The 18,350-nt window shown below is 69.9% G+C and carries 16 protein-coding genes; 14 read left to right on the top strand and 2 right to left on the bottom strand.

Features of this window, described 5'->3' with window-relative positions; translation table 11 throughout:
• Position 1 precedes the first annotated feature (1 nt).
• Positions 2-988 carry an inositol 2-dehydrogenase gene (iolG, locus tag K8940_RS08865; protein ID WP_223394783.1) on the top strand — a complete coding sequence of 329 codons (987 nt, stop codon included), beginning with the start codon at positions 2-4 and terminating at the stop codon, positions 986-988.
• A gap of 96 nt (positions 989-1,084) precedes the next feature.
• Here iolG and K8940_RS08860 read toward each other — a convergent pair whose 3' ends face one another.
• Positions 1,085-2,335, bottom strand: coding sequence for a histidine-type phosphatase (locus tag K8940_RS08860; protein WP_223394782.1), 1,251 nt, complete (start codon positions 2,333-2,335; stop codon positions 1,085-1,087).
• A gap of 188 nt (positions 2,336-2,523) precedes the next feature.
• Here K8940_RS08860 and K8940_RS08855 point away from each other — a divergent pair, with 188 nt between their 5' ends.
• From K8940_RS08855 to K8940_RS08810, 10 genes are all read left to right on the top strand, one after another.
• Positions 2,524-4,548, top strand: a complete 2,025-nt coding sequence (locus K8940_RS08855) for a phytase (RefSeq protein WP_223394780.1) — start codon at positions 2,524-2,526, stop codon at positions 4,546-4,548.
• 134 nt (positions 4,549-4,682) lie between these two features.
• A complete protein-coding gene (locus K8940_RS08850) occupies positions 4,683-5,330 on the top strand; it encodes a hypothetical protein (protein ID WP_223394777.1) in 648 nt (215 codons plus the stop codon).
• A 41-nt stretch (positions 5,331-5,371) separates the two neighbouring features.
• Positions 5,372-5,608 (top strand): hypothetical protein, encoded by a 237-nt coding sequence (locus K8940_RS08845; RefSeq protein WP_223394775.1) that lies wholly within the window; start codon positions 5,372-5,374, stop codon positions 5,606-5,608.
• Between the two features lie 172 nt (positions 5,609-5,780).
• The gene (locus tag K8940_RS08840) at positions 5,781-6,551 is read left to right on the top strand and encodes a response regulator (RefSeq protein ID WP_223394773.1); all 771 of its coding nucleotides are present in this window, start codon (positions 5,781-5,783) and stop codon (positions 6,549-6,551) included.
• 30 nt (positions 6,552-6,581) lie between these two features.
• Complete coding sequence (locus K8940_RS08835) at positions 6,582-7,016, top strand: hypothetical protein (protein ID WP_223394772.1); 435 nt, start codon at positions 6,582-6,584, stop codon at positions 7,014-7,016.
• On the top strand, positions 7,017-7,904 hold the full coding sequence (locus K8940_RS08830) for an ATP-binding protein (protein WP_223394770.1): 888 nt from the start codon (positions 7,017-7,019) through the stop codon (positions 7,902-7,904).
• 151 nt (positions 7,905-8,055) lie between these two features.
• Entirely contained in the window at positions 8,056-8,751 is a 696-nt protein-coding gene (locus tag K8940_RS08825; RefSeq protein WP_223394768.1) for a carbonic anhydrase, read from the top strand.
• Complete coding sequence (locus tag K8940_RS08820) at positions 8,748-10,295, top strand: SulP family inorganic anion transporter (protein WP_223394766.1); 1,548 nt, start codon at positions 8,748-8,750, stop codon at positions 10,293-10,295. Before K8940_RS08825 ends, K8940_RS08820 begins: the two co-directional genes overlap by 4 nt.
• 75 nt (positions 10,296-10,370) lie before the next feature.
• On the top strand, positions 10,371-10,781 hold the full coding sequence (locus tag K8940_RS08815) for a MucR family transcriptional regulator (protein WP_223394764.1): 411 nt from the start codon (positions 10,371-10,373) through the stop codon (positions 10,779-10,781).
• A 235-nt stretch (positions 10,782-11,016) separates the two neighbouring features.
• Positions 11,017-13,119 (top strand): transglycosylase domain-containing protein, encoded by a 2,103-nt coding sequence (locus K8940_RS08810; protein ID WP_223394763.1) that lies wholly within the window; start codon positions 11,017-11,019, stop codon positions 13,117-13,119.
• A 4-nt stretch (positions 13,120-13,123) separates the two neighbouring features.
• On the opposite strand, the gene K8940_RS08805 is transcribed toward K8940_RS08810, so the two are convergent.
• Positions 13,124-13,789 (bottom strand): hypothetical protein, encoded by a 666-nt coding sequence (locus K8940_RS08805; RefSeq protein ID WP_223394761.1) that lies wholly within the window; start codon positions 13,787-13,789, stop codon positions 13,124-13,126.
• A gap of 295 nt (positions 13,790-14,084) precedes the next feature.
• On the opposite strand from K8940_RS08805, the gene K8940_RS08800 reads away from it, so the two are divergent.
• The 3 genes from K8940_RS08800 (at position 14,085) to K8940_RS08790 (ending at position 18,244) form a co-directional block, all read left to right on the top strand.
• Complete coding sequence (locus tag K8940_RS08800) at positions 14,085-14,768, top strand: response regulator transcription factor (RefSeq protein ID WP_223394759.1); 684 nt, start codon at positions 14,085-14,087, stop codon at positions 14,766-14,768.
• Positions 14,755-16,677 carry an ATP-binding protein gene (locus K8940_RS08795; RefSeq protein WP_223394757.1) on the top strand — a complete coding sequence of 641 codons (1,923 nt, stop codon included), beginning with the start codon at positions 14,755-14,757 and terminating at the stop codon, positions 16,675-16,677. The genes K8940_RS08800 and K8940_RS08795 overlap by 14 nt, the downstream gene beginning before the upstream one ends.
• A 94-nt stretch (positions 16,678-16,771) precedes the next feature.
• Complete coding sequence (locus tag K8940_RS08790) at positions 16,772-18,244, top strand: glycosyl hydrolase family 28 protein (protein ID WP_223394755.1); 1,473 nt, start codon at positions 16,772-16,774, stop codon at positions 18,242-18,244.
• Positions 18,245-18,350 lie beyond the last annotated feature (106 nt).

Here is an 18,350-nt window from a genome sequence, read left to right as displayed (position 1 = left end):
CATGCACGACATCGCCATCCTGGGCGCCGGCCGCATCGGCCGCATCCACGCCAAGAACGTCGCCGGCCAGCCGGGCCTGCGCCTGAAGTACGTGGTCGATCCGGTCGCCGCGGCCGCCGACGGCCTGGCCGCCGAGACCGGCGCGACCGTGGCCGACCTCGACACCGCGCTCTCCGATCCGTCGGTGGCCGGCGTCATCGTCGCCAGCTCGACCGACACCCACCTGGACTACAGCCTCAAGGCCATCGCGGCCGGCAAGGCGGTGTTCTGCGAAAAGCCGATCGACCAGGACCTGGCCCGCGCCCGCTCGGCCGCCGGCGAACTGGGAGCCAAGGGCGTGAAGTTGTTCCTGGGCTTCAACCGCCGCTTCGACCCCAACTTCCAAGGCCTGAAAGCCAGGCTCTCGGCCGGCGTGGTCGGCGCGCTGGAGACCGTGCACATCACCAGCCACGACCCGGCGCCGCCGCCGGTCAGCTACGTCAAGGTGTCGGGCGGCCTCTTCAAGGACATGGCCATCCACGACTTCGACATGGCCCGCTGGCTGCTGGACGAGCCGGTGACCGAGGTGTTCGCCGCCGCCAGCTGCCTGGTCGATCCGGCGATCGGCGAGGCCGGCGACGTCGACACCGCCAAGATCCTGCTGCGCACGGCCTCGGGCAAGATCTGCATGATCAGCAACAGCCGCCGCAGCGGCTACGGCTACGACCAGCGCATCGAGGCCTTCGGCGCCAAGGGCCTGGTCCGCGCCGACAACGTCATGGAGAGCACGGTCAGCGTCTGGGGCGAGGCCGGCGCGGCCAGCGACGCCTTCCAGAACTTCTTCCTCGACCGCTACGCCGAGGCCTATCGCCGCGAGATGGAGCACTTCGCGCAGATCATCCGCGGCGAGGCCCTGCCTTCGGTCGGCTATGTCGACGGCGTCGAGGCCCTGGCCCTGGCGGAAGCCGCCGGCCAGTCGGCGAAGACCGGCCAGGTGGTGAAGCTTTAAGGATCTTCCTTCTCCCCTTGCGGGAGAAGGAAACACACAAAGAAACGGCGGCCCCGCAGGAGAGCCGCCGCCAGAGTTGTCGCCTGGTTGGATCGATCAGTTCTTCGCCGGGCTCTTCAGCTTGCCGCCGACGATCTTCTGGAAGGTCTCCAGCGGGCACAGGGTCGGCTCGCCCGCCACGCCGCAGCCCGGGACCTTGAAGTACGCATAGGCCGGCGGATTGCTGGCGGTCAGCGGCTGCAGCTCGCGCAGCTGGTCCATGCTCTGGGCGGTGTAGAAGGCCCGCACATAGGCCTTGCCCGCGCCGTCCTTCACCAGTTCGAAGCCCATGGCCCCGCCGGGGGGCGGATCGTCCTGGGGATAGTCGGCAGCGGTGAAGTGCGCGCCCAGGAAGCCGCGCAGGGCGGCGATGTTGGTGTCGTGGCCGACCAGCATGGTCAGCTTGCTCCCCGTGCCCTCGGCGCCGGCCAGAGCGTTCAGCACTTCCTTGGCCACCGGCGCGGCGTAGCGCTCGGCGATGTAGGGCGCGCCGACCTCGTAGTGGAACTTCACCGGGTGGAAGCGCAGCATCGCCTGGATGTCGGCCTTGGAGGCGCGGCCCCAGCCGACCTCGGTCAGCGGCTTGCCCTCGACATATTCCAGCAGGACCGTCTGGCCAGCCGTCGAGGCCACCGACAGCGCCCCGCCCAGGTCGGGCGTGTCGCCCTTGTTGGCGGTCAGGTGCGAGGGCTTCTGGGCGATGCCGCAGCCGGCCTTGGTCGCCGGATCGCAGCCCAGCACGCGCTGCAGGACCGCGAAGTCCTTGGCGTGGACGCGAGCCTCGTTGGCGACGCCGGGCTTTTGGCGCTGGGCGGCCTTGAGCGCGACGTCGCCGTCTATGCCCTCGGCCGGATGGAAGATCGGGTCGTTGTCCTCGCTGTCGGGGTGAGCGACCTTCAGGCCGCAGCCGGGCTGCAGGCCCTCGACGAACATCTCGGCGGTCTTGATCGCCCGCGACTTGCCGCTGGCCCAGGCGACGATGTCGCCGGCGCTGGCGCAACCCTGGCTGGGCAGCAGCCCCCGCGCGCCCAGGAAGGTGCGGTAATAGGCGCCCATCAGCCGCGCGCCCTCGGCCCCGTGCAGGGTCAGTTCGCCATAGGCCGTGGTCCAGGTCCCCCAGGGCTGAGCGGTCGTGCCCTCGGGCGTGGCCGGGCTCTTGGTCGGCGGCCGCACGCTGTGGCGCATGACCATCACCATCCGCTCCAGCTTCAGGCCCTCGGTCGGGCCGCCCGCCGGTCCGGCCTGGGCTGTCCCCGCCGCCAGCGCGGCCACGGCCGCCGTCATCAATGCATTGCGAAGCCTCGCCATCAGCATCTCCCCTGTGGGCCACCTGTTGTTATGGGGCCGTTTCATTTGCGCCCACGATACGAACGGATTTTCTATTTTACAATACGAATGGAATTTTTCTTCAGATGACGTGATCCGTCAGCCGGGCGTCAGCCAGCGGCGTCTAGGCGATGGACAAGACGCAAACGTGACAAGAGGGGCGCTCGACCATGAACCACCTGAAGCTCGCCGCCAGCCTGCTGGCCCTGACCGCCGCCGCGCCGGCCCTGGCCCAGACGGCGCCCTCCCCCACGGTCGCGGCCATTTCGACCACCGCGCCGACCGCCCAGGGCGGCGCCAATGGCGTCGTCCTGCTACGCCATCCGACCGATCCGAAGCAGAGCGTGATCGCCGCCAGCGCCGAGCTGGCCGGCCTGGAGTTCTACGACCTGGACGGCCAGCGGATCACCTCGGTCCCCGGCGGCGAGGTCGAGGCCGTCGACGCCCGTGGCGATGACGGTCCTGGGGGCGCCCGCGCCATCCTCGCCGTACTGGACAGCCAGGGCGGCCGCCTGCGCCTGTTCGCCCGCGACTGGGCCAACGGCCAGGTCTCGGCGATCGACGCCAAGCCGCTGATGCTGGGTTATTCGGGCGAAGGCGTCTGCCTGCACCGCAGCGTCCGCGACGGGTCGCTGTACGCCTTCGCCATGGGTCGCGACGGCCAGCTGGACCAGTGGCTGCTCTATCCCACCACCGACGGCAAGATGGACGGCCGCGTCGTGCGCCGCCTGCGCCTGTCGTCCGAGGCCAAGTTCTGCGTCGCCGACGACGCCAGCGGCGCGCTCTACGTCGCCCAGGCGGCTGTCGGCGTCTGGCGCTACGACGCCGATCCCGAGGCCGAGCCGGTCCCGGTCATCGTCGACATCAACCGCCTGGGCCACATCGCCGGCGAGGTCGGCGGCCTGGCCATCGTCAACGGCGGCAAGGGCGCCGACTACCTGGTGGCCGCCAACACCGACGCGGGCGTGTTCAACGTCTACGACCGGGGCGCGGGCGACGGGTTCGTGGGGACTTTCAGCGCCGGGGCGATCGAGAACCCGTCGGCTCTGTTCGGCCTGCGCGCGCCCGTCGGTCCGGGCCTGCCGGCCGGCGGCCTGCTGATCGCCGACGACCGCAAGCAGGGCGCCCACAGCAAGGTCCTGTCCTGGGCCGACGTCGCCGCCGCCCTGAAGCTGCCCGTCGGGGTCGACGCCCCGGCGACGCCGCCCAGCAAGCTGGCCCTGGTCCACGCGACCATGGAGACCGAGCCCGTCGACCACGATGGCGACGCCGCCGACGATCCGGCGATCTGGGTCCATCCGACCGATCCAAGCCAGAGCGTCATCATCGGCACGGACAAGAAGGGCGGGCTGGCGGTCTACGACCTGTCGGGCAAGCGCCTGCAGTTCCTGCCCGACGGCAAGATGAACAATGTCGACCTGCGCGGCGGCTTCCAGCTGGGCGGCAAGACCGTGACCCTGATCGCCGCCAGCGACCGCACCCACAAGTCCATCGCGCTCTACACGATCGATCCCGACACCCGCCTACTGACTAACGTCGCCGATGGTCTTCAGCCCACGGAGCTTTCGGACCCGTACGGCCTGTGCATGTACCGCGATCGCAAGGGCGGGACCTTCGTCTTCGTCGGCGATCCTGATGGCCTGGTCCGCCAGTGGAAGCTGACCGCCACGCCAACCGGCAAGGTCAGGGCCCAGCCGGTGCGTGACCTGCGCTTCGACACCCAGACGGAAGGTTGCGTCGCCGACGACGAGACCGGCGCCCTCTATGTCGCCGAGGAGGATGTCGCCCTGTGGAGGCTGGGCGCCGACGCTAAGGCTGGCGCTAGCCGCAAGGCCATCGCCCGCGTCGCCGACAACCCGGCGCTGAAGGACGACCTGGAAGGGATCGGCCTCTACGCCCAGGCTGGCGGCAAGGGCTATCTGGTGCTGTCCAGCCAGGGCAACAACAGCTACGCCGTGTTCCGCCGCGAGGGCGACAACGCCTATGTCGGCAGCTTCGCGGTCACGGCCAATGGCGACAACGGCGTCGACGGGATCTCCGAGACCGACGGCCTGGAGGTCACCAGCGCCTCGCTGGGCGCGGGCCTGGAAGGCGGCGCCTTCGTCGCCCAGGACGGCCGCAACATCGCCCCGCCCGAGCACCAGAACTTCAAGCTGGTTCCCTGGTCGGCCATCGCGGCCAAGCTGAAACTTTAAGCAAGCCCCAACAAAACGCCGCCTGTCATCCTTTGTCACAAACGCGATGCAGAGCCGAAAGGCGGCCTCGCCACTCTCGGACCCGTAGCAGGGCCGCTCGTCCCCCGGAGCCGGCCCCGCTCGGGAGAACTAGGATGAACAAGACCCGTAATACTTTGATGGCCTTGGCCCTGGTCGGCGGCGTGGCCTGGGCCGGCGCGGCCGCCGCCGAGTCCCACAAGCTGCCCGCCAAGCAGGCCGCCCTGACCGCCGACCACTTCCACGCCAAGACCCAGATCATCGACGACCCGCTGGACGTCGAGACCGTGATCAGCTCCGAGCGCGGCTTCCACAGCGGCAAGGGCCTGTTCAAGTCGCCCTACAACGACAACCACCTGCGGGCCATCGTCGACAAGCGCTCGGGCGCCACCCGCTTCGAGGTCCGTCAGACCCTGATGTATCCAGGCTCGGTCCGTGGCTACGGCGAGGTCTCGTACCAGACGGGCCAATGGCCGGTCGCGGTCCCGGTGACCAAGATCAAGGACAACGCCGGCTACTGCTTCCTGTTCGAGGCGCCGGAGGTGTGCCGTGAGGAGGTCTCATTCGGCGTCTCCGAGAGCGAGCTGCGCCGCGCCGCCGCCGCGCCGGGCGCCTGGAGTTTCAAGTTCAAGTCGGACCGCGGCTACGAGCATCGCACGGCCATCACCCACGCCGAGATCGAAGGCCTGCTGAAGGCCGTCGACGGCTACCGCCGCACCCTGCCCGCCGTCCAGGCGGCCGCCGACACCACGTCGGGCGGCTGACCCCCGCCCCGCCTTTCGTTTTTCCAGAGTTGGTATCCCGTATGAAAATCCTCGCGTCCCTCGGCCTCGCGGCCGCCTGCCTGATCGCCTCCCCCGCCCTGGCGGGTCCCGCCGGCACCGGCCTGACCTTCACCGAGGAGGTCGCCAAGAAGAACCTCGAGAAGAAGAAGCAGGCGCCGGCCAAGGCCCAGGCCTCGTCCGACTGCGCGGCGCCCAAGGCCGACAAGGCCGACGCCAAGTCGGACGGCGCCTCTCCCGACACGTGCCGCGCCAGCTAGGCCCGGCCCCGGAACGACCGTACGGGCCCTAGAGCCACGGCGGTCCGCCCTCGCGCGTCCCCTTACCTGCAATGCGCGCGAGGGCCCCTCCCCGTTTTCGGGTGAAACCGCACGGAAAAACGTCGACCCCGCCCTTGCCTGCGGCCTTGCCGCGCTTAAGTAGCCCAAGCGTATGGATTCTTCAGGTCACGGAACGATCGCCCTGCCGCGCGAGATGGCGACAGCGCCGCTCGCGCCCGTCATCCTGATCGTCGAGGACGATCCGGCCCTGCGCACCCTGCTCATGCGGCTGCTGCGCGAGGAAGGCTTCCAGCCGCTCAGCGCCGGCCACGGCGCCGAGATGGCCCGGGTGCTCGAGACCAACACCGTCGACCTGATCCTGCTGGACGTCATGCTGCCGGGCAGCAACGGCTTCGACCTCTGTCGCAGCATCCGGCGCGAGAGCGACGTGCCGATCGTCATGCTCAGCGCCCGCGACGACGAGACCGACCGCCTGATCGGCCTGGAGCTCGGCGCCGACGACTATATCGGCAAGCCCTTCAGCAAGAAGGAGCTGATCGCCCGTATCCGCGCCATCCTGCGCCGCACCCAGAACGGCCAGCAGGCCAGCCAGCCCCGCGGCCACCAGCAGATGACCTTCGCCGGCTGGAGCCTGGATCCCGGCCGCCGCGAGCTGCTGTCGCCCGACGGCGCCTTCGTCGACCTGTCGGGCGCCGAGTTCGACCTCCTGCTGGCCTTCGTCAGCTCGCCCCAGCGGGTGATCGGCCGCGAGCGCCTGCTGGAGATGTCGCGCGCCCGCTTCTCGGACGCCTCGGACCGCAGCATCGACGTGCTGGTCAGCCGGCTGCGCCGCAAGCTGGCCGTCACCGGCCAGGCCGAGTCGCTGCTGCGCACCGTGCGCGGCGTCGGCTACATCTTCACCGTGGGGGTCGAGCGTCGGTGAATTGGGAACGTCGATGAACTGGGAGCGCCGATGAAGCTTCTGCGGCTATGGCCGCAGCGTCTGGTCGGCCAGGTCACGCTGGTGCTGATGCTGGCCGTGGCCCTGGAATTCATCGGCAGCTCGCTGCTGTTCGAGCACAGCCGCCTCTATCCCGATCGCGAAAGCCAGACCCGGCGCGTCGCCGAGCAGCTGATCACGGCCGAGGCGCTGCTGGAGGAGGCCTCGCCCGACGAACGCGCCGCGCGCGCGGCCGTGATGTCCAACCGCGTGACCCAGCTGAGCTGGTCGATCCTGCCCAGCCTGGTCGACGGCGGGCGGGACGTCGAGGACGAGTTCCGCGAGGAATTCCTCGAGGCCGAGCCCGGCCTGCGCGGTCGCGATCTGCGCCTCCGCGCCAACATCGACCACGCCCTGCCGCGCGACACGCATCTGAAGGCGGCCCTGAAGCTGCGCGACGGCAGCTAGATGGCGCTCAACACGCGCATCCATGTCGCGCCATGGGCGGTGCTGCTCAGCGGCTTCGGCTCAGCCTTCATCCTGGGCCTGGGGGTCATCGCCGCCGCCGCCCTGGTTCTGAGCAACCTGTCCCGCCCCCTCCGCGCCCTGGCCGAGGCCGCCGACAAGGTCGGCAAGGGCGCGCACGTCCGCATCGCCGAGACCGGGGCCCGCGACCTGAAGCTGGTGGCCAAGGCGTTCAACGCCATGCAGGACCGCATCAGCGGCCTGTTGCGCGCCCGCACCGAGGCCCTGGCCGCCGTCGGCCATGACCTCCGTACGCCCCTCGCCCGCCTTCGCCTGCGGGCCGGCTTCGTCAAGGACGCCGAGGCCCGCGAGGCGCTGGAGGCCGACGTCGACGAGATGGCGGCCATGCTCGACTCGCTGCTGGCCTATCTGGGCGGCCAGGAGGATCCCGAGCCGCGACGCCGCACGGACCTGGCCGCGATCGCCATGACCGTGGTCGGCGACGCCGCCGACGCCGAGCGTCCGGCGACCTATGCCGGCCTCGACCATCTGCCGGTCCAGGCCCGCCCGGTGTCCCTGAAGCGGGCGATCAGCAATGTGGTCGAGAACGCCCTGCACTATGGCGGCGACGCGAGCCTGACCCTCGCCCGCGAGGGCCGGACGGCCGTGCTGGCGGTCGAGGACAATGGCCCCGGCATCCCCGAGACCGAACTGGCCGAGGTGCTGCAGCCCTTCCACCGGCTGGACAGCGCCCGGGCCCGCAACACGGCGGGCCTGGGCCTGGGCCTGACCATCGTCCAGCAGATCCTGCAGCGCGAAGGCGGCGCCCTGGTGCTGAAGAACCGCCCGCAAGGCGGCCTGCGCGTGGAACTGAGGCTGCCGGCGCTTTAGGGCCGGACACGCTTTGTCACAAAGCCGCTGCATCGCAGCAAAACCCGAAACCGACCTTCCTGGGTGTGTCAGGCGCTGATCGCCAAGACGCCCGCCGCGACGTTCGTCCCCCTTTTCCTGGCGTCGCGGCGGCCATCCTGACGGAGGTCCCTTGGAACAGTTTCTCGAACGCGCCGCCTTGTTTCGCGGCCAGGTCTTCCCAGCCCAGAGCGCCCTCTACGAACGTCTGGCCAGCCACGGCCAGAGCCCAAAGGCCCTGATGATCTCGTGCGCCGACAGCCGTGTCGTCCCCGAGCTGATCACCCAGGCCGCCCCCGGCGACCTGTTCGTCTGCCGCAACGCGGGCAACATCGTGCCGCCCTTCTCGCAAGCCAACGGCGGCGTGTCGTCGGCCGTGGAGTACGCGGTCATGGCGCTGGGCGTGCGCGACATCGTCGTCTGCGGCCACTCGGACTGCGGGGCCATGAAGGCCTTCTCGCATCCCGAAGCGCTGGAGAAGATGCCCAACGTCGCCGCCTGGCTGCGTCACGCCCACGCCGCCCACAGCGTGGTCTGCTCGTGCTACGGCCACCTCGACGACCACGGCCGCACCCGCGCCCTGTCGCTGGAGAACGTGGTCGTCCAGATCAATCACCTGCGCACCCACCCGTCGGTGGCCTCGGCCATGGCCCGCGGCGAGCTGACCCTGCACGGCTGGTTCTTCGAGATCGAGACCGGCCAGATCCAGGCCTATAACGGCGACACCGGCCAGTTCGAGCAGGTCTATGAAGGCGCGCCGCTGCCGGTCGCCCAGCGCCCGGCCCGCCGCATGGTCGCCGCCGACCACCTGGGCATCGCCGCCGAATGACCCAGGCCGCCGTTTCCACACCGGGCGCGAAACCCGGCTTCTCCACGATCCTGTCGCGGGACTTCATCGCCTCGATCGTCGTCTTCCTCGTGGCGATGCCCCTCTGCATGGGCATCGCCGTCGCCTCGGGCGTCCCGGCCGAGCGCGGCCTGGTCACCGGCATCATCGGCGGCGTCGTCGTCGGGGCCCTGGCCGGCTCGCCCCTCCAGGTCAGCGGTCCCGCCGCCGGCCTGGCGGTCATCGTCTTCGAGATCGTCGCCAAGCACGGCCTGTCCATGCTGGGCCCGATCCTGGTGGTGGCGGGCGCGATCCAGCTGATCGCCGGCGCCGCCAAGCTCGGCAACTGGTTCCGCGCCATCTCGCCGGCCGTCGTGCACGGCATGCTGGCCGGTATCGGCGTGCTGATCGTGGCCGGCCAGTTCCACGTCCTGTTCGGCGACTCGCCCAAGGCCCACGGCCTGCAGAACCTGGCCGCCATCCCCGGCGCCCTGGCCGGCGTGCAGTTCGCGAGCCTCACCCAGGTCGAGGCCGCCTTGGCGGTCGGCGTGGTGACGATCGGCTCGATCCTGCTGTGGGAGAAGTTCCGTCCCAAGGCGCTGAAGCTGGTTCCCGGCGCCCTGCTGGGCGTGGTCGCCGGCACCGTGCTGGCCACGGTCCTCGCCCTCGACGTCAAGAAGATCGTCGTGCCGGAATCGATCGCCGCGGCGATCGCCATCCCCGGCGTGGCCGACTTCGCGCGCATGGCCGATCCGATGCTGCTGGTGACCGCCATCGCGGTGGCGTTCATCGCCTCGGCCGAGACCCTGCTGTCGGCCGCCGCCGTCGACCGGATGCATGACGGCGAGCGGACGAAGTACAACAAGGAGCTGGGCGCTCAGGGCGTCGGCAACCTGCTGTGCGGCATGGTCGGCGCTCTGCCGATGACCGGCGTGATCGTGCGCAGCTCGGCCAACGTCCAGGCCGGCGCCATGAGCCGGATGTCGGCGATCCTGCACGGCGTCTGGATCCTGGCCTTCGTCGCCCTGCTGCCCTGGCTGCTGCGCATGGTGCCCAGCGCGGCCCTGGCCGGCGTCCTGGTCGTCACGGGTTGGAAGCTGGTCAGCTTGCAACACGTCCGACACCTGTTCGCCCGCTACGGCCTGCTGCCGGCGCTGATCTGGGGCGCGACCTTCGTGATGGTCGTGGCCACGGACCTCCTGACCGGCGTGCTGGTCGGCATGGCCCTGACGCTGCTGGAGCTGATCCCGAACCTCAGGAAGATGCGCCTCAACGTGTTCCAGCGCGAACTGGGCCCCGACGAAAGCGAGATCCGCCTGGAGGGCGCGGCCACCTTCATCCAGCTGCCGAAGATCGCCAAGGTCCTCGACGGCGCGCCGAACAACGGCCGCGTGACGCTGGACACCCGCGGCCTGACCAGCCTGGACCACACCGTCGCCGAAGCCCTCAGCGACTGGCTGAAGGGCAAGGCCCGGGCGGGGGTCAAGGTCGAGTTGCCCCCGTCCTGCGCCTTCGGCGACCGCCTCCGGGCCGCCGGCGCGCACTGATCCCACCGCCACTGCCCAGGAACGCCCCTTCCCCGGCCGTTCCTGGGCGCTTTTTCCGAACCACCGAGAACCCCGATGAACAAGGCCCAGGAACGCGCCGCCGAGATCGCCGCCCAGGTGTTGAGCGCCTATCTCAGCAACAATACCGTCTCGTCCGACGACCTCCCCGCGCTGGCCGCCCGCACCTACGCCGCCCTCGAGGCGGTCTTCGCGGGCCCGGCCGCCGCGCCCGCGCGGGTTTCCGCGCCGACGGCCGACGAGATCGCCGCCAGCGTCACGCCCGACGCCATCATCAGTTTCGAGAACGGCCGCCGCTATCGCTCGCTGCGCCGGCACCTGAACCAGCTGGGCCTGACCGACGACCAGTACCGCTCCAAGTGGGGCCTGCCGACCGACTACCCCCTGGTGGCCCAGAGCTTCTCGGACCTGCGCTCCACTGCCGCCCGCGCCCAGCGCTTCGGCGGCGTCGCCTTGGCGGCCGAGTAGCGGGCAAAAGAAAAGCCCGGACGAAAACTCGGCCGGGCTCAAAAAGTTAGGGAGGAAACGCCCAGGAAGGGCAGAGACCATCGGGTCTCACGGGTGGTCATCTATGATCGTATAAATCGCGTTCAAGGGTAGGCCCGCGAAAAACTTCCCTTTTGGCGCGCTTGGCTTGCTCTGGCCCTGTGGTATGAGCCCGACGACGGTTGAGGGCGTGCGCCCGAAGCGAGCGCCGAGTTTCATGTCCGATCCCAACGATCCCAAAGACACCGCCCCCGAAACGCCGGCGGAACACAGGCCTCGCAAGCCCCGCGCCAAGGCGGCGATGACCGAAGCCGCCGCCCTGCCGGAAACCGCGCCGGAGGCCGTCGAGGTCGAGCTTCCCGAAGAGGCCCCGCCCGAGGCCGTCGACACGGTCCCGGAAGCCGCCCTCTCGCCCGCCCCGCCCGAGCCGCCGAAGAAGCCGCCGATTTGGAAGCGTCCGGCTTGGCTGATCGGCGCGGCCGCCGCCGTGGTGCTGGTCATCGTCCTGTTCGCATCGCTGTTCTGGTCGCTGCCGCTGAGCCGGGCCCTGGAGCCGCTGAACAACTCGGCCATCGTTCTGGTCGCGCAGGACGGCTCGCCGATCGCGCGCCGGGGCTCGTACAAGGAAGCCCCAATCGACGTGGCCAAGCTGCCGGCCTACGTGCCCGGAGCCTTCGTCGCCATCGAGGACCGCCGCTTCTACAGCCACATGGGCGTCGACCCCAAGGCGATCGCCCGGGCCCTGGGCAAGAACGCCCAGGCCGGCGGCGTGTCGGAAGGCGGCTCAACCATCACCCAGCAACTGGCCAAGAACGCGTTCCTCAGCAGCGACCGCAATCTCCGCCGCAAGGCGCAAGAGGCGATGATCGCGGTCTATCTGGAAGCCCGGCTGACCAAGACCGAGATTCTGTCGCGCTATCTGTCGTCGGTCTATTTCGGCGACGGCGCCTTCGGCCTGCGCGCCGCGTCGCGCCACTATTTCGGCAAGCAACCCGAACAGCTGTCGGTCGGCGAGGCCGCCATGCTGGCCGGCCTGGTCAAGGCTCCGTCCCGCCTGGCTCCGACCAGCAACATCGAGGGCGCCCGCGAGCGCATGCGCGTGGTGCTGGGCGCCATGGTCGAGACCAAGACCATCACCCAGGCCCAGGCCGACGCCGTCGGCGATGTCTCCGCGATCGAGAACCCCGACAAGCTGCCCACCGGCTCTTACTTCGCCGACTGGGCCCTGCCCCAGGCCCGCGCCTCGATCGGAGCCCGCTACGGCGAGACGATCGTCAAGACGACGCTGGATCCGGTGATGCAGGAAAAGGCCGAGCGGATCCTCAACGACTTCATCGCGCGCGACGGCAAGGTCCTGAACATCACCCAGGGCGCCCTGGTGGCTATGCGCAAGGACGGCCGCGTCGTCGCCATGGTCGGCGGCCGCGACTACAAGACCAGCCAGTTCAACCGCGCCGACGGCGAGCGCCAGCCGGGCTCGTCGTTCAAGCTGTTCGTCTATCTGGCCGCCCTGCAGTCGGGCATGACCACCACCAGCCCGATCCTGGACACGCCCGTGCAGGTCAGCGGCTACACGCCCCGCAACCACGAGGGCAAGTATCGCGACCGCGAGATTCCGCTGATCAGCGCCTTCGCCGCCTCGTCGAACGTCGCGGCCGTGCGCCTGGCCCATGACCTGGGTCCGGCCAAGGTGATCAAGGTCGCCCGCCAGCTGGGCATCACCGAGAAGATCCCCGACGACCTGACCATGGCCCTCGGCACCGGCTCGATGAGCCTGACCCGCCTGACGGCGGCCTACGCCTCGATCGCGGCCGGCGAATATCCGATCGTCCCGCACGCCCTGGACACTTTCCAGAAACCCAAGACCACCGCCTATGATCCCAAGGTGCTGCTGGGCATGCGCGACCTGCTGCGCTCGGCCACCCATCGCGGCACGGGCCTGGAGGCGGCCATCCAGGGCGCCTATGGCAAGACCGGCACCACCCAGGACTATCACGACGCCCTGTTCGTCGGTTACGTCGACGACCTGGTGGTCGGGGTCTGGGTCGGCAACGACGACAACAGCTCGATGAACGGCGTGGTCGGCGGCGGCGAGCCCGCCAAGATCTGGAAGGCCTTCATGCTGTCGGCCCTGAACCGCCAGGTCGCTCCGGTGGTCGAGGAGGATCCGCTGGACGACCTGGGCCTGCCGCTGGAAGGCGAGATCGGTCCCGACGGCCTGCCCCTGGCCCCGCTGACGCCCGCCCCGGCGCCGAGCGAGCCGCTGGCGCCCAACAGCGGCGCGCCACAGGCCCCGCCGCCGCCCGAGCCGCGCCCCTAGGCGCTCAATTCGCCGGAAGCAGCCAGAACGCGCTCGATACGCAGATCTGGATCAGCAGCGCCGCGCCCAGCCACCAGGCCAGGGCGCGGACGCCGGTCCGGCCGCCCGCCGCCGCCTGCATGGGCGCCTCGATCCGGGGCGCAGGCCGGAAGCCCGTCGCGGCCGGCTGGCGCCCGCGCAGATGCGCGTCCACCAGACGCCAGCAGGCCTTCAGCAACAGGGCGTCGCCATGGGCGCTGTCGGGCCGGGCGGGATCGGCGCACAGGCGTTCGATCTGTCCGTCCAGGCCGGACGCGCCATCCGGCGGGCCGCGACGTTCCAAGATGTCGCCCAGTTCGATCAGGTTCAGGTCGCGCACGCCCATCCGCAGCGGCTGCAGCACCTCGTCGTCAAGATAGCGGGCGACGACGACCCGTTCGCGCCTGAACAGCTGGCCGATCAGCAGCACGGCGGCCAAGGCGGGGCTGGTCGGCGTCCAGACGCCTGGGCGCCGCGGCTCGGCGCTCCAGGTCACCGTGACCATCAGCTTCACCGCGCCGAGGATGTCGACCACGCAGTACTCGACGACCTTGGTCTCACGCCCCTCGGCGACGAGGCGCGCGGCGAAGAAGACCGGCGGCGGCGTTAGCGCGCCGCGCCGATGCCCGACCGCTTCGATCTCGAAACCCATGACGTCCCCGTATGTCGGTCCCGCATATCCGGCGACACGCCGCACGGCTCGCTTCGACAAGGCGAGCCAGAGGAAGGAGCGCCGTACTGGTTGCGGCGTCCCTTCCCCTTCTTACGCCCCACCTGCGTGAGCCCTCCGCGGGCCGTTGCTCACCGGCTCGCGACACAGTCTAGTTGCCGCGCGGAGAGCGGCGGAGCAATGTCGGCCCTGTCGCAAGATGTGATGACGCCGACCCTGGCAAGGTCTGCGATGCCTTTTGGCGCAAGGGTTTCGTCGGGGGGACGGGGAAAGCGGGATGAGCATCGAAGCCGCGTCGTCGACGCCGCTCAGGGTGGCCCTGGTCGAGGACGACGCAGCGTTCCAGGAGGCCTTCCGGACCGCCCTGGCCGCCACGCCCGACCTTGTGATGGTCGGCGTCGCCGCCACGGTCGCGGAGGCGCGCGCCATGCTGGCCGAGCCGCCCGCCGACGTGCTGGTGGTGGACCTGGGCCTGCCCGACGGCTCGGGCATCGAGGTCATCGGCGAGGCCAACGCCCGCTGGCCGGGCTGCGCGATCATGGTCGCCACCACCTTCGCCGACGAGCGCCACGTCATCGCCTCGATCGAGGCCGGGGCCAGCGGTTATCTGCTGAAGGACAGCCCCCTGCCGACCATCGCCCAGGACATCCGCGTCCTGCACGGCGGCGGCAGCCCGATCAGCCCCCGCATCGCCCGCCAGGTTCTGATGCGCTTCCGCCCCGACGAGAAGCCCGCCGAAGAGGCCGAAACGGTCGACAAGTCCGGCGTCCCCAGCCTGTCCGAGCGCGAAAAGGAAACGCTGCAGCTGATCACCCGCGGTTTCTCGTTCGAGGAGATCGCCGAGCTGATGGGCGTCTCGCGCAACACCGTGCTGACCTTCGTTCGGCGCATCTACGCCAAGCTGGAGGTGCGCTCGAAGACCGAGGCCGTGTTCGAGGCCCGCGCCTATGGCCTTCTCTAGGCGGGCCTGGCTCACCCGAGCCGCCTGGATCGTGGTGGCGATGGTCGCCTTGGGCTCGGTGTTCATGATCCAGGGGCGCGGCGGCGAGCGGATCACGGCCGCGACGCGAACCACCTTCGCCACGGTCGGCTACCAGCCGCCGCCGCCGACCAGCGCTGGCGTCCGGACGGGCGAGCGCGTCCGGCTGCCGTACAGCACGTCGCCGCTGTGGTCGCCCAGCGCCGCCAAGGCGCCCGAGCAGATCGCGACCCAGGTGACCTGGTATGCGCTGAAGGTCTCGCCGCTGCCCGACGACGGCCGCCAGCTCTATCTCTACATCCCGCGCTGGAAGTCGGACGGCACGCTGGCGATCTACGCCGACGGCCGGCTGATCCACCAGTCGCACGCCAATCTGCAGTGGAACGGCACCAACCAGCCGCTGTGGATCGCCCTGCCGCGCTCGACCGCCTCGCATCCGCCGGCGAGGCTGGACCTGCGGCTGCAGCACGTGCGCGGCATCGGCGGCGCCTTCTCGTCGGTCTGGATCGGCGACTATAGGCAGCTGGCCCCACGCTACTATGTCCGCGACTTCTTCCAGGTGAGCCTGCCGGCCTTCTCGGCCCTGGCGTTCCTGGTCACGGGGGTCTTCGCGCTGTTCGTCTGGTTCAACCGGCGGGCCGAGCCGATCTATCTCCTCTATTTCCTGACGTCGGCGGTGAGCTTCCTGCGGATGCTGCACACCTTCGTCGGGGTCGAGCCCCTGATCATCTCCGACGCCTGGTTCGGCTGGCTGACCGTCGACTCGACCTTCTGGATGATCCTGACGCTGCACCTGTTCGGCGCGCAGCTGCATCGCGCGCGCCAGCCGCGGTTGACCGCCGTGATCCTGATCGTCGGGGGCGGATGGAGCGTCGCCACCCTGCCGGGCCTGCTGGACCCGACGCTGACCGCCGGGCCGATCTACGCCAACATGCTGGTCGTGGGGCTGGTGGTTTCGCTCAACGGCATCCGCCAGTCGCTGCGGGCCCGGTCGCGCCTGGCGCTGCTGCTGTCGGCCTGGTGCCTGGTCACCGTGGTGGCCGGGGTCTACGACCTGACCCTGCAACAGAACCTGGTGAACATCGAGAGCGTGTACCTGAGCAACTTCACCAGCGTCGGGTTCACGCTGCTGTTCTGGTACATCATGCATAGGCGCTACACCGAGGCGCTGGAGGTGGCGACCCAGGCCAAGGCCGACCTGGCGCGGCGCCTGGCCCAGCGCGAGGCCGAGCTGACCGCCAGCCACGCCAAGCTGCGTGAGGTCGAGCGTCGCGAGCTGCTGCACCAGGAGCGCCAGCGGCTGATGCAGGACATGCACGACGGCCTGGGCTCGACCCTGGTCGGCGCCTTGCGGGCCTTCGAAGGCGACCGCGCCGCCGAGCTGGACGCCGTCGGCATCCTGCGCGGCTGCATCGACGACCTGAAGCTGACGATCGACTCGATGGAGCCCGTCGAGACCGACCTCTTGCTGCTGCTGGCCACCCTGCGCTTCCGCCTGCAGCCGCGCCTGGAGGCCGCCGGCGTGAAACTGGTCTGGGACGCGGGCGAGGCGCCGCCGCTGGAGTGGCTGGACCAGCGCCACGCCCTGCACATCCTGCGCATCCTGCAGGAGGCCTTCGCCAACATCCTCAAGCACTCCGGCGCCCGCCAGGTCACCGTCTCGGTGCGCGCCGAGGGCGACCAGGTGCTGGTCCGGGTGCAGGACGACGGCCGAGGCTTCGACCCGGCCCTCCCCGTGCGCGGCGGCCGGGGCCTGACCAACCAGCTGCGCCGCGCCGAGGCGATCGGCGGCGCCATCCTGTGGGAGCCCTCCGCCCGCGGCGCCAGCCTGGCCCTAGTCCTGCCGGTCAGCAAACCGCAGAGAGCCGTCCGCGCGCCTCACGACGCCTGAGCATTCCGGACGAAAGCCGGTCGCCGCCTTGCTTTTTCCCCGGCGATTGATATCGATACCATAACAAGACGACGAACCGACGAGGGGAGGCTTCATGAGCCGCAAGAGAACCCGCGCCCTGCGCGCCGCCACGGCCCTGGCCGCCGTCATGCTGCTCGGAGCCCCGGCCCTGGCCGACACCCTGCGGGTCTATCCGGTTCCGCCCGCCCTGCTCTATTCGGCCCACAATGACGACTTCACGGTCCGCGTCCGCACGCCCGGCGGCGAATGGCGGGACCTCTACGAGTACCGGGTGCAGGTCGACACCGACACCAAGCAGAACGCCTCGATGGTCTATTTCGACTTCGACGGGACGGTCGAGCTGGAGGTGCTGAAGAACAACGGCCGGTTCGATCAGGTCTCGGTCGCCCCGCTGTCCAGCAAGATCCAGCTCCAACGCCGAGGCTCGGTCGTGCGCATGACCCTGACCAGGCCCGAGCGCTTCTCGCTGCAGTTCGACGACGACCGCCTGCGCAACCTGCACATCATCGCCGGCGCGCCGCCCGCGCCCCGCCCGACCGGCGACGACGTCGTCTATTTCGGCCCCGGCGTGCATGTGCCGCCGCAGGGGCTCGACTATTTCCCGGTGAAGTCGGGCCAGCGTGTCTATCTCGAGGGCGGCGCGGTCCTGCGGGGCGCGTTCGACCTCACCGGCCTGACCGACGTGAAGATCTCCGGGCGCGGCCTGCTCTGGGATCCGGGCCGCGCGATCGACCTTGAGACGGCCAGCGACATCGAGGTCGCCGACCTGATCCTGGTCAACAGCGACCGCAAGGACGCCGCCCGGGTCATGAACATCCGCAACTCCAAGAATGTCAGCGTTCACGACGTGACCGGCTTCACCTCGGGCAAGTGGTCGGACGGCATCAACATCTCGACCTCCCAGCACGTGAAGGTGCGCGACGGCTATCTGCGGGTGTCGGACGACGCCGTGGTGGTCTACGCGGTCGCCGACTGCCCGATCTGCCGCCAGAAGGCCGCCCGGACGGGGATCCCCGATCCCAACCCGCCCGGCGACACCGTCGACATCGACGTGCGGAACATGCGCCTCTGGGTCGACGTCGCCCACGCCCTCTATGTCGGCCACTTCGGCGACAACGCCGATCCGCGCACGATCCGCGACGTGACCTTCGACAATATCGACGTCGCCAACCTGGACGAGGACGATCCGGACTGGGAGGGCGTGATGGCGATCTATTCGGGCGACAGCACCCTGATCCGCGACGTCACCTTCAGCGACATCCGCGTCGACCGGATCGAGGAAGGCAAGCTGATCAACATCGTGGCCGGGAACAACCCGCGCTACAACACCGCGCCCGGCCGGGGGATAGACGGCGTCACCCTGCGGAACATCACCTTCACCGGCGAAGGCCTGCCCGGCCCGTCGATCATCAGGGGCCTGTCGGCCGGGACGGCGGTGCGCAACCTCACCATCGAGACCCTGCGCATCGGCGGCAAGGCGGTGAAGGCCGCCGCCGATGGGGATATCGCGGTGAGCGGGAACGTCGAGGGGCTGAAAGTTCGGTAGGCCTCGCCCAGCACTCGCCTCTCATGCTCCAATGCCGCTCATCCCCGCGAAAGCGGGGACCCAAGCGGCGTCTGCGGGTCAATCCGCTACCTGCACGACAAACTGA

The sequence above is a fragment of the Caulobacter segnis genome (assembly GCF_019931575.1).
Lineage (GTDB): Bacteria > Pseudomonadota > Alphaproteobacteria > Caulobacterales > Caulobacteraceae > Caulobacter > Caulobacter segnis_C.
Note: the sequence above shows the minus strand (reverse complement) of the source record. Positions and strands in the feature narration are given on the sequence as shown.

Coding starts and splice junctions, on each gene's coding strand:
- iolG (WP_223394783.1), top strand. CDS start 2: ATGCACGACATCGCCATCCTGGGCGCCGGCCGCATCGGCCGCATCCAC.
- K8940_RS08860 (WP_223394782.1), bottom strand. CDS start 2,335: ATGGCGAGGCTTCGCAATGCATTGATGACGGCGGCCGTGGCCGCGCTG.
- K8940_RS08855 (WP_223394780.1), top strand. CDS start 2,524: ATGAACCACCTGAAGCTCGCCGCCAGCCTGCTGGCCCTGACCGCCGCC.
- K8940_RS08850 (WP_223394777.1), top strand. CDS start 4,683: ATGAACAAGACCCGTAATACTTTGATGGCCTTGGCCCTGGTCGGCGGC.
- K8940_RS08845 (WP_223394775.1), top strand. CDS start 5,372: ATGAAAATCCTCGCGTCCCTCGGCCTCGCGGCCGCCTGCCTGATCGCC.
- K8940_RS08840 (WP_223394773.1), top strand. CDS start 5,781: ATGGATTCTTCAGGTCACGGAACGATCGCCCTGCCGCGCGAGATGGCG.
- K8940_RS08835 (WP_223394772.1), top strand. CDS start 6,582: ATGAAGCTTCTGCGGCTATGGCCGCAGCGTCTGGTCGGCCAGGTCACG.
- K8940_RS08830 (WP_223394770.1), top strand. CDS start 7,017: ATGGCGCTCAACACGCGCATCCATGTCGCGCCATGGGCGGTGCTGCTC.
- K8940_RS08820 (WP_223394766.1), top strand. CDS start 8,748: ATGACCCAGGCCGCCGTTTCCACACCGGGCGCGAAACCCGGCTTCTCC.
- K8940_RS08815 (WP_223394764.1), top strand. CDS start 10,371: ATGAACAAGGCCCAGGAACGCGCCGCCGAGATCGCCGCCCAGGTGTTG.
- K8940_RS08810 (WP_223394763.1), top strand. CDS start 11,017: ATGTCCGATCCCAACGATCCCAAAGACACCGCCCCCGAAACGCCGGCG.
- K8940_RS08805 (WP_223394761.1), bottom strand. CDS start 13,789: ATGGGTTTCGAGATCGAAGCGGTCGGGCATCGGCGCGGCGCGCTAACG.
- K8940_RS08800 (WP_223394759.1), top strand. CDS start 14,085: ATGAGCATCGAAGCCGCGTCGTCGACGCCGCTCAGGGTGGCCCTGGTC.
- K8940_RS08795 (WP_223394757.1), top strand. CDS start 14,755: ATGGCCTTCTCTAGGCGGGCCTGGCTCACCCGAGCCGCCTGGATCGTG.
- K8940_RS08790 (WP_223394755.1), top strand. CDS start 16,772: ATGAGCCGCAAGAGAACCCGCGCCCTGCGCGCCGCCACGGCCCTGGCC.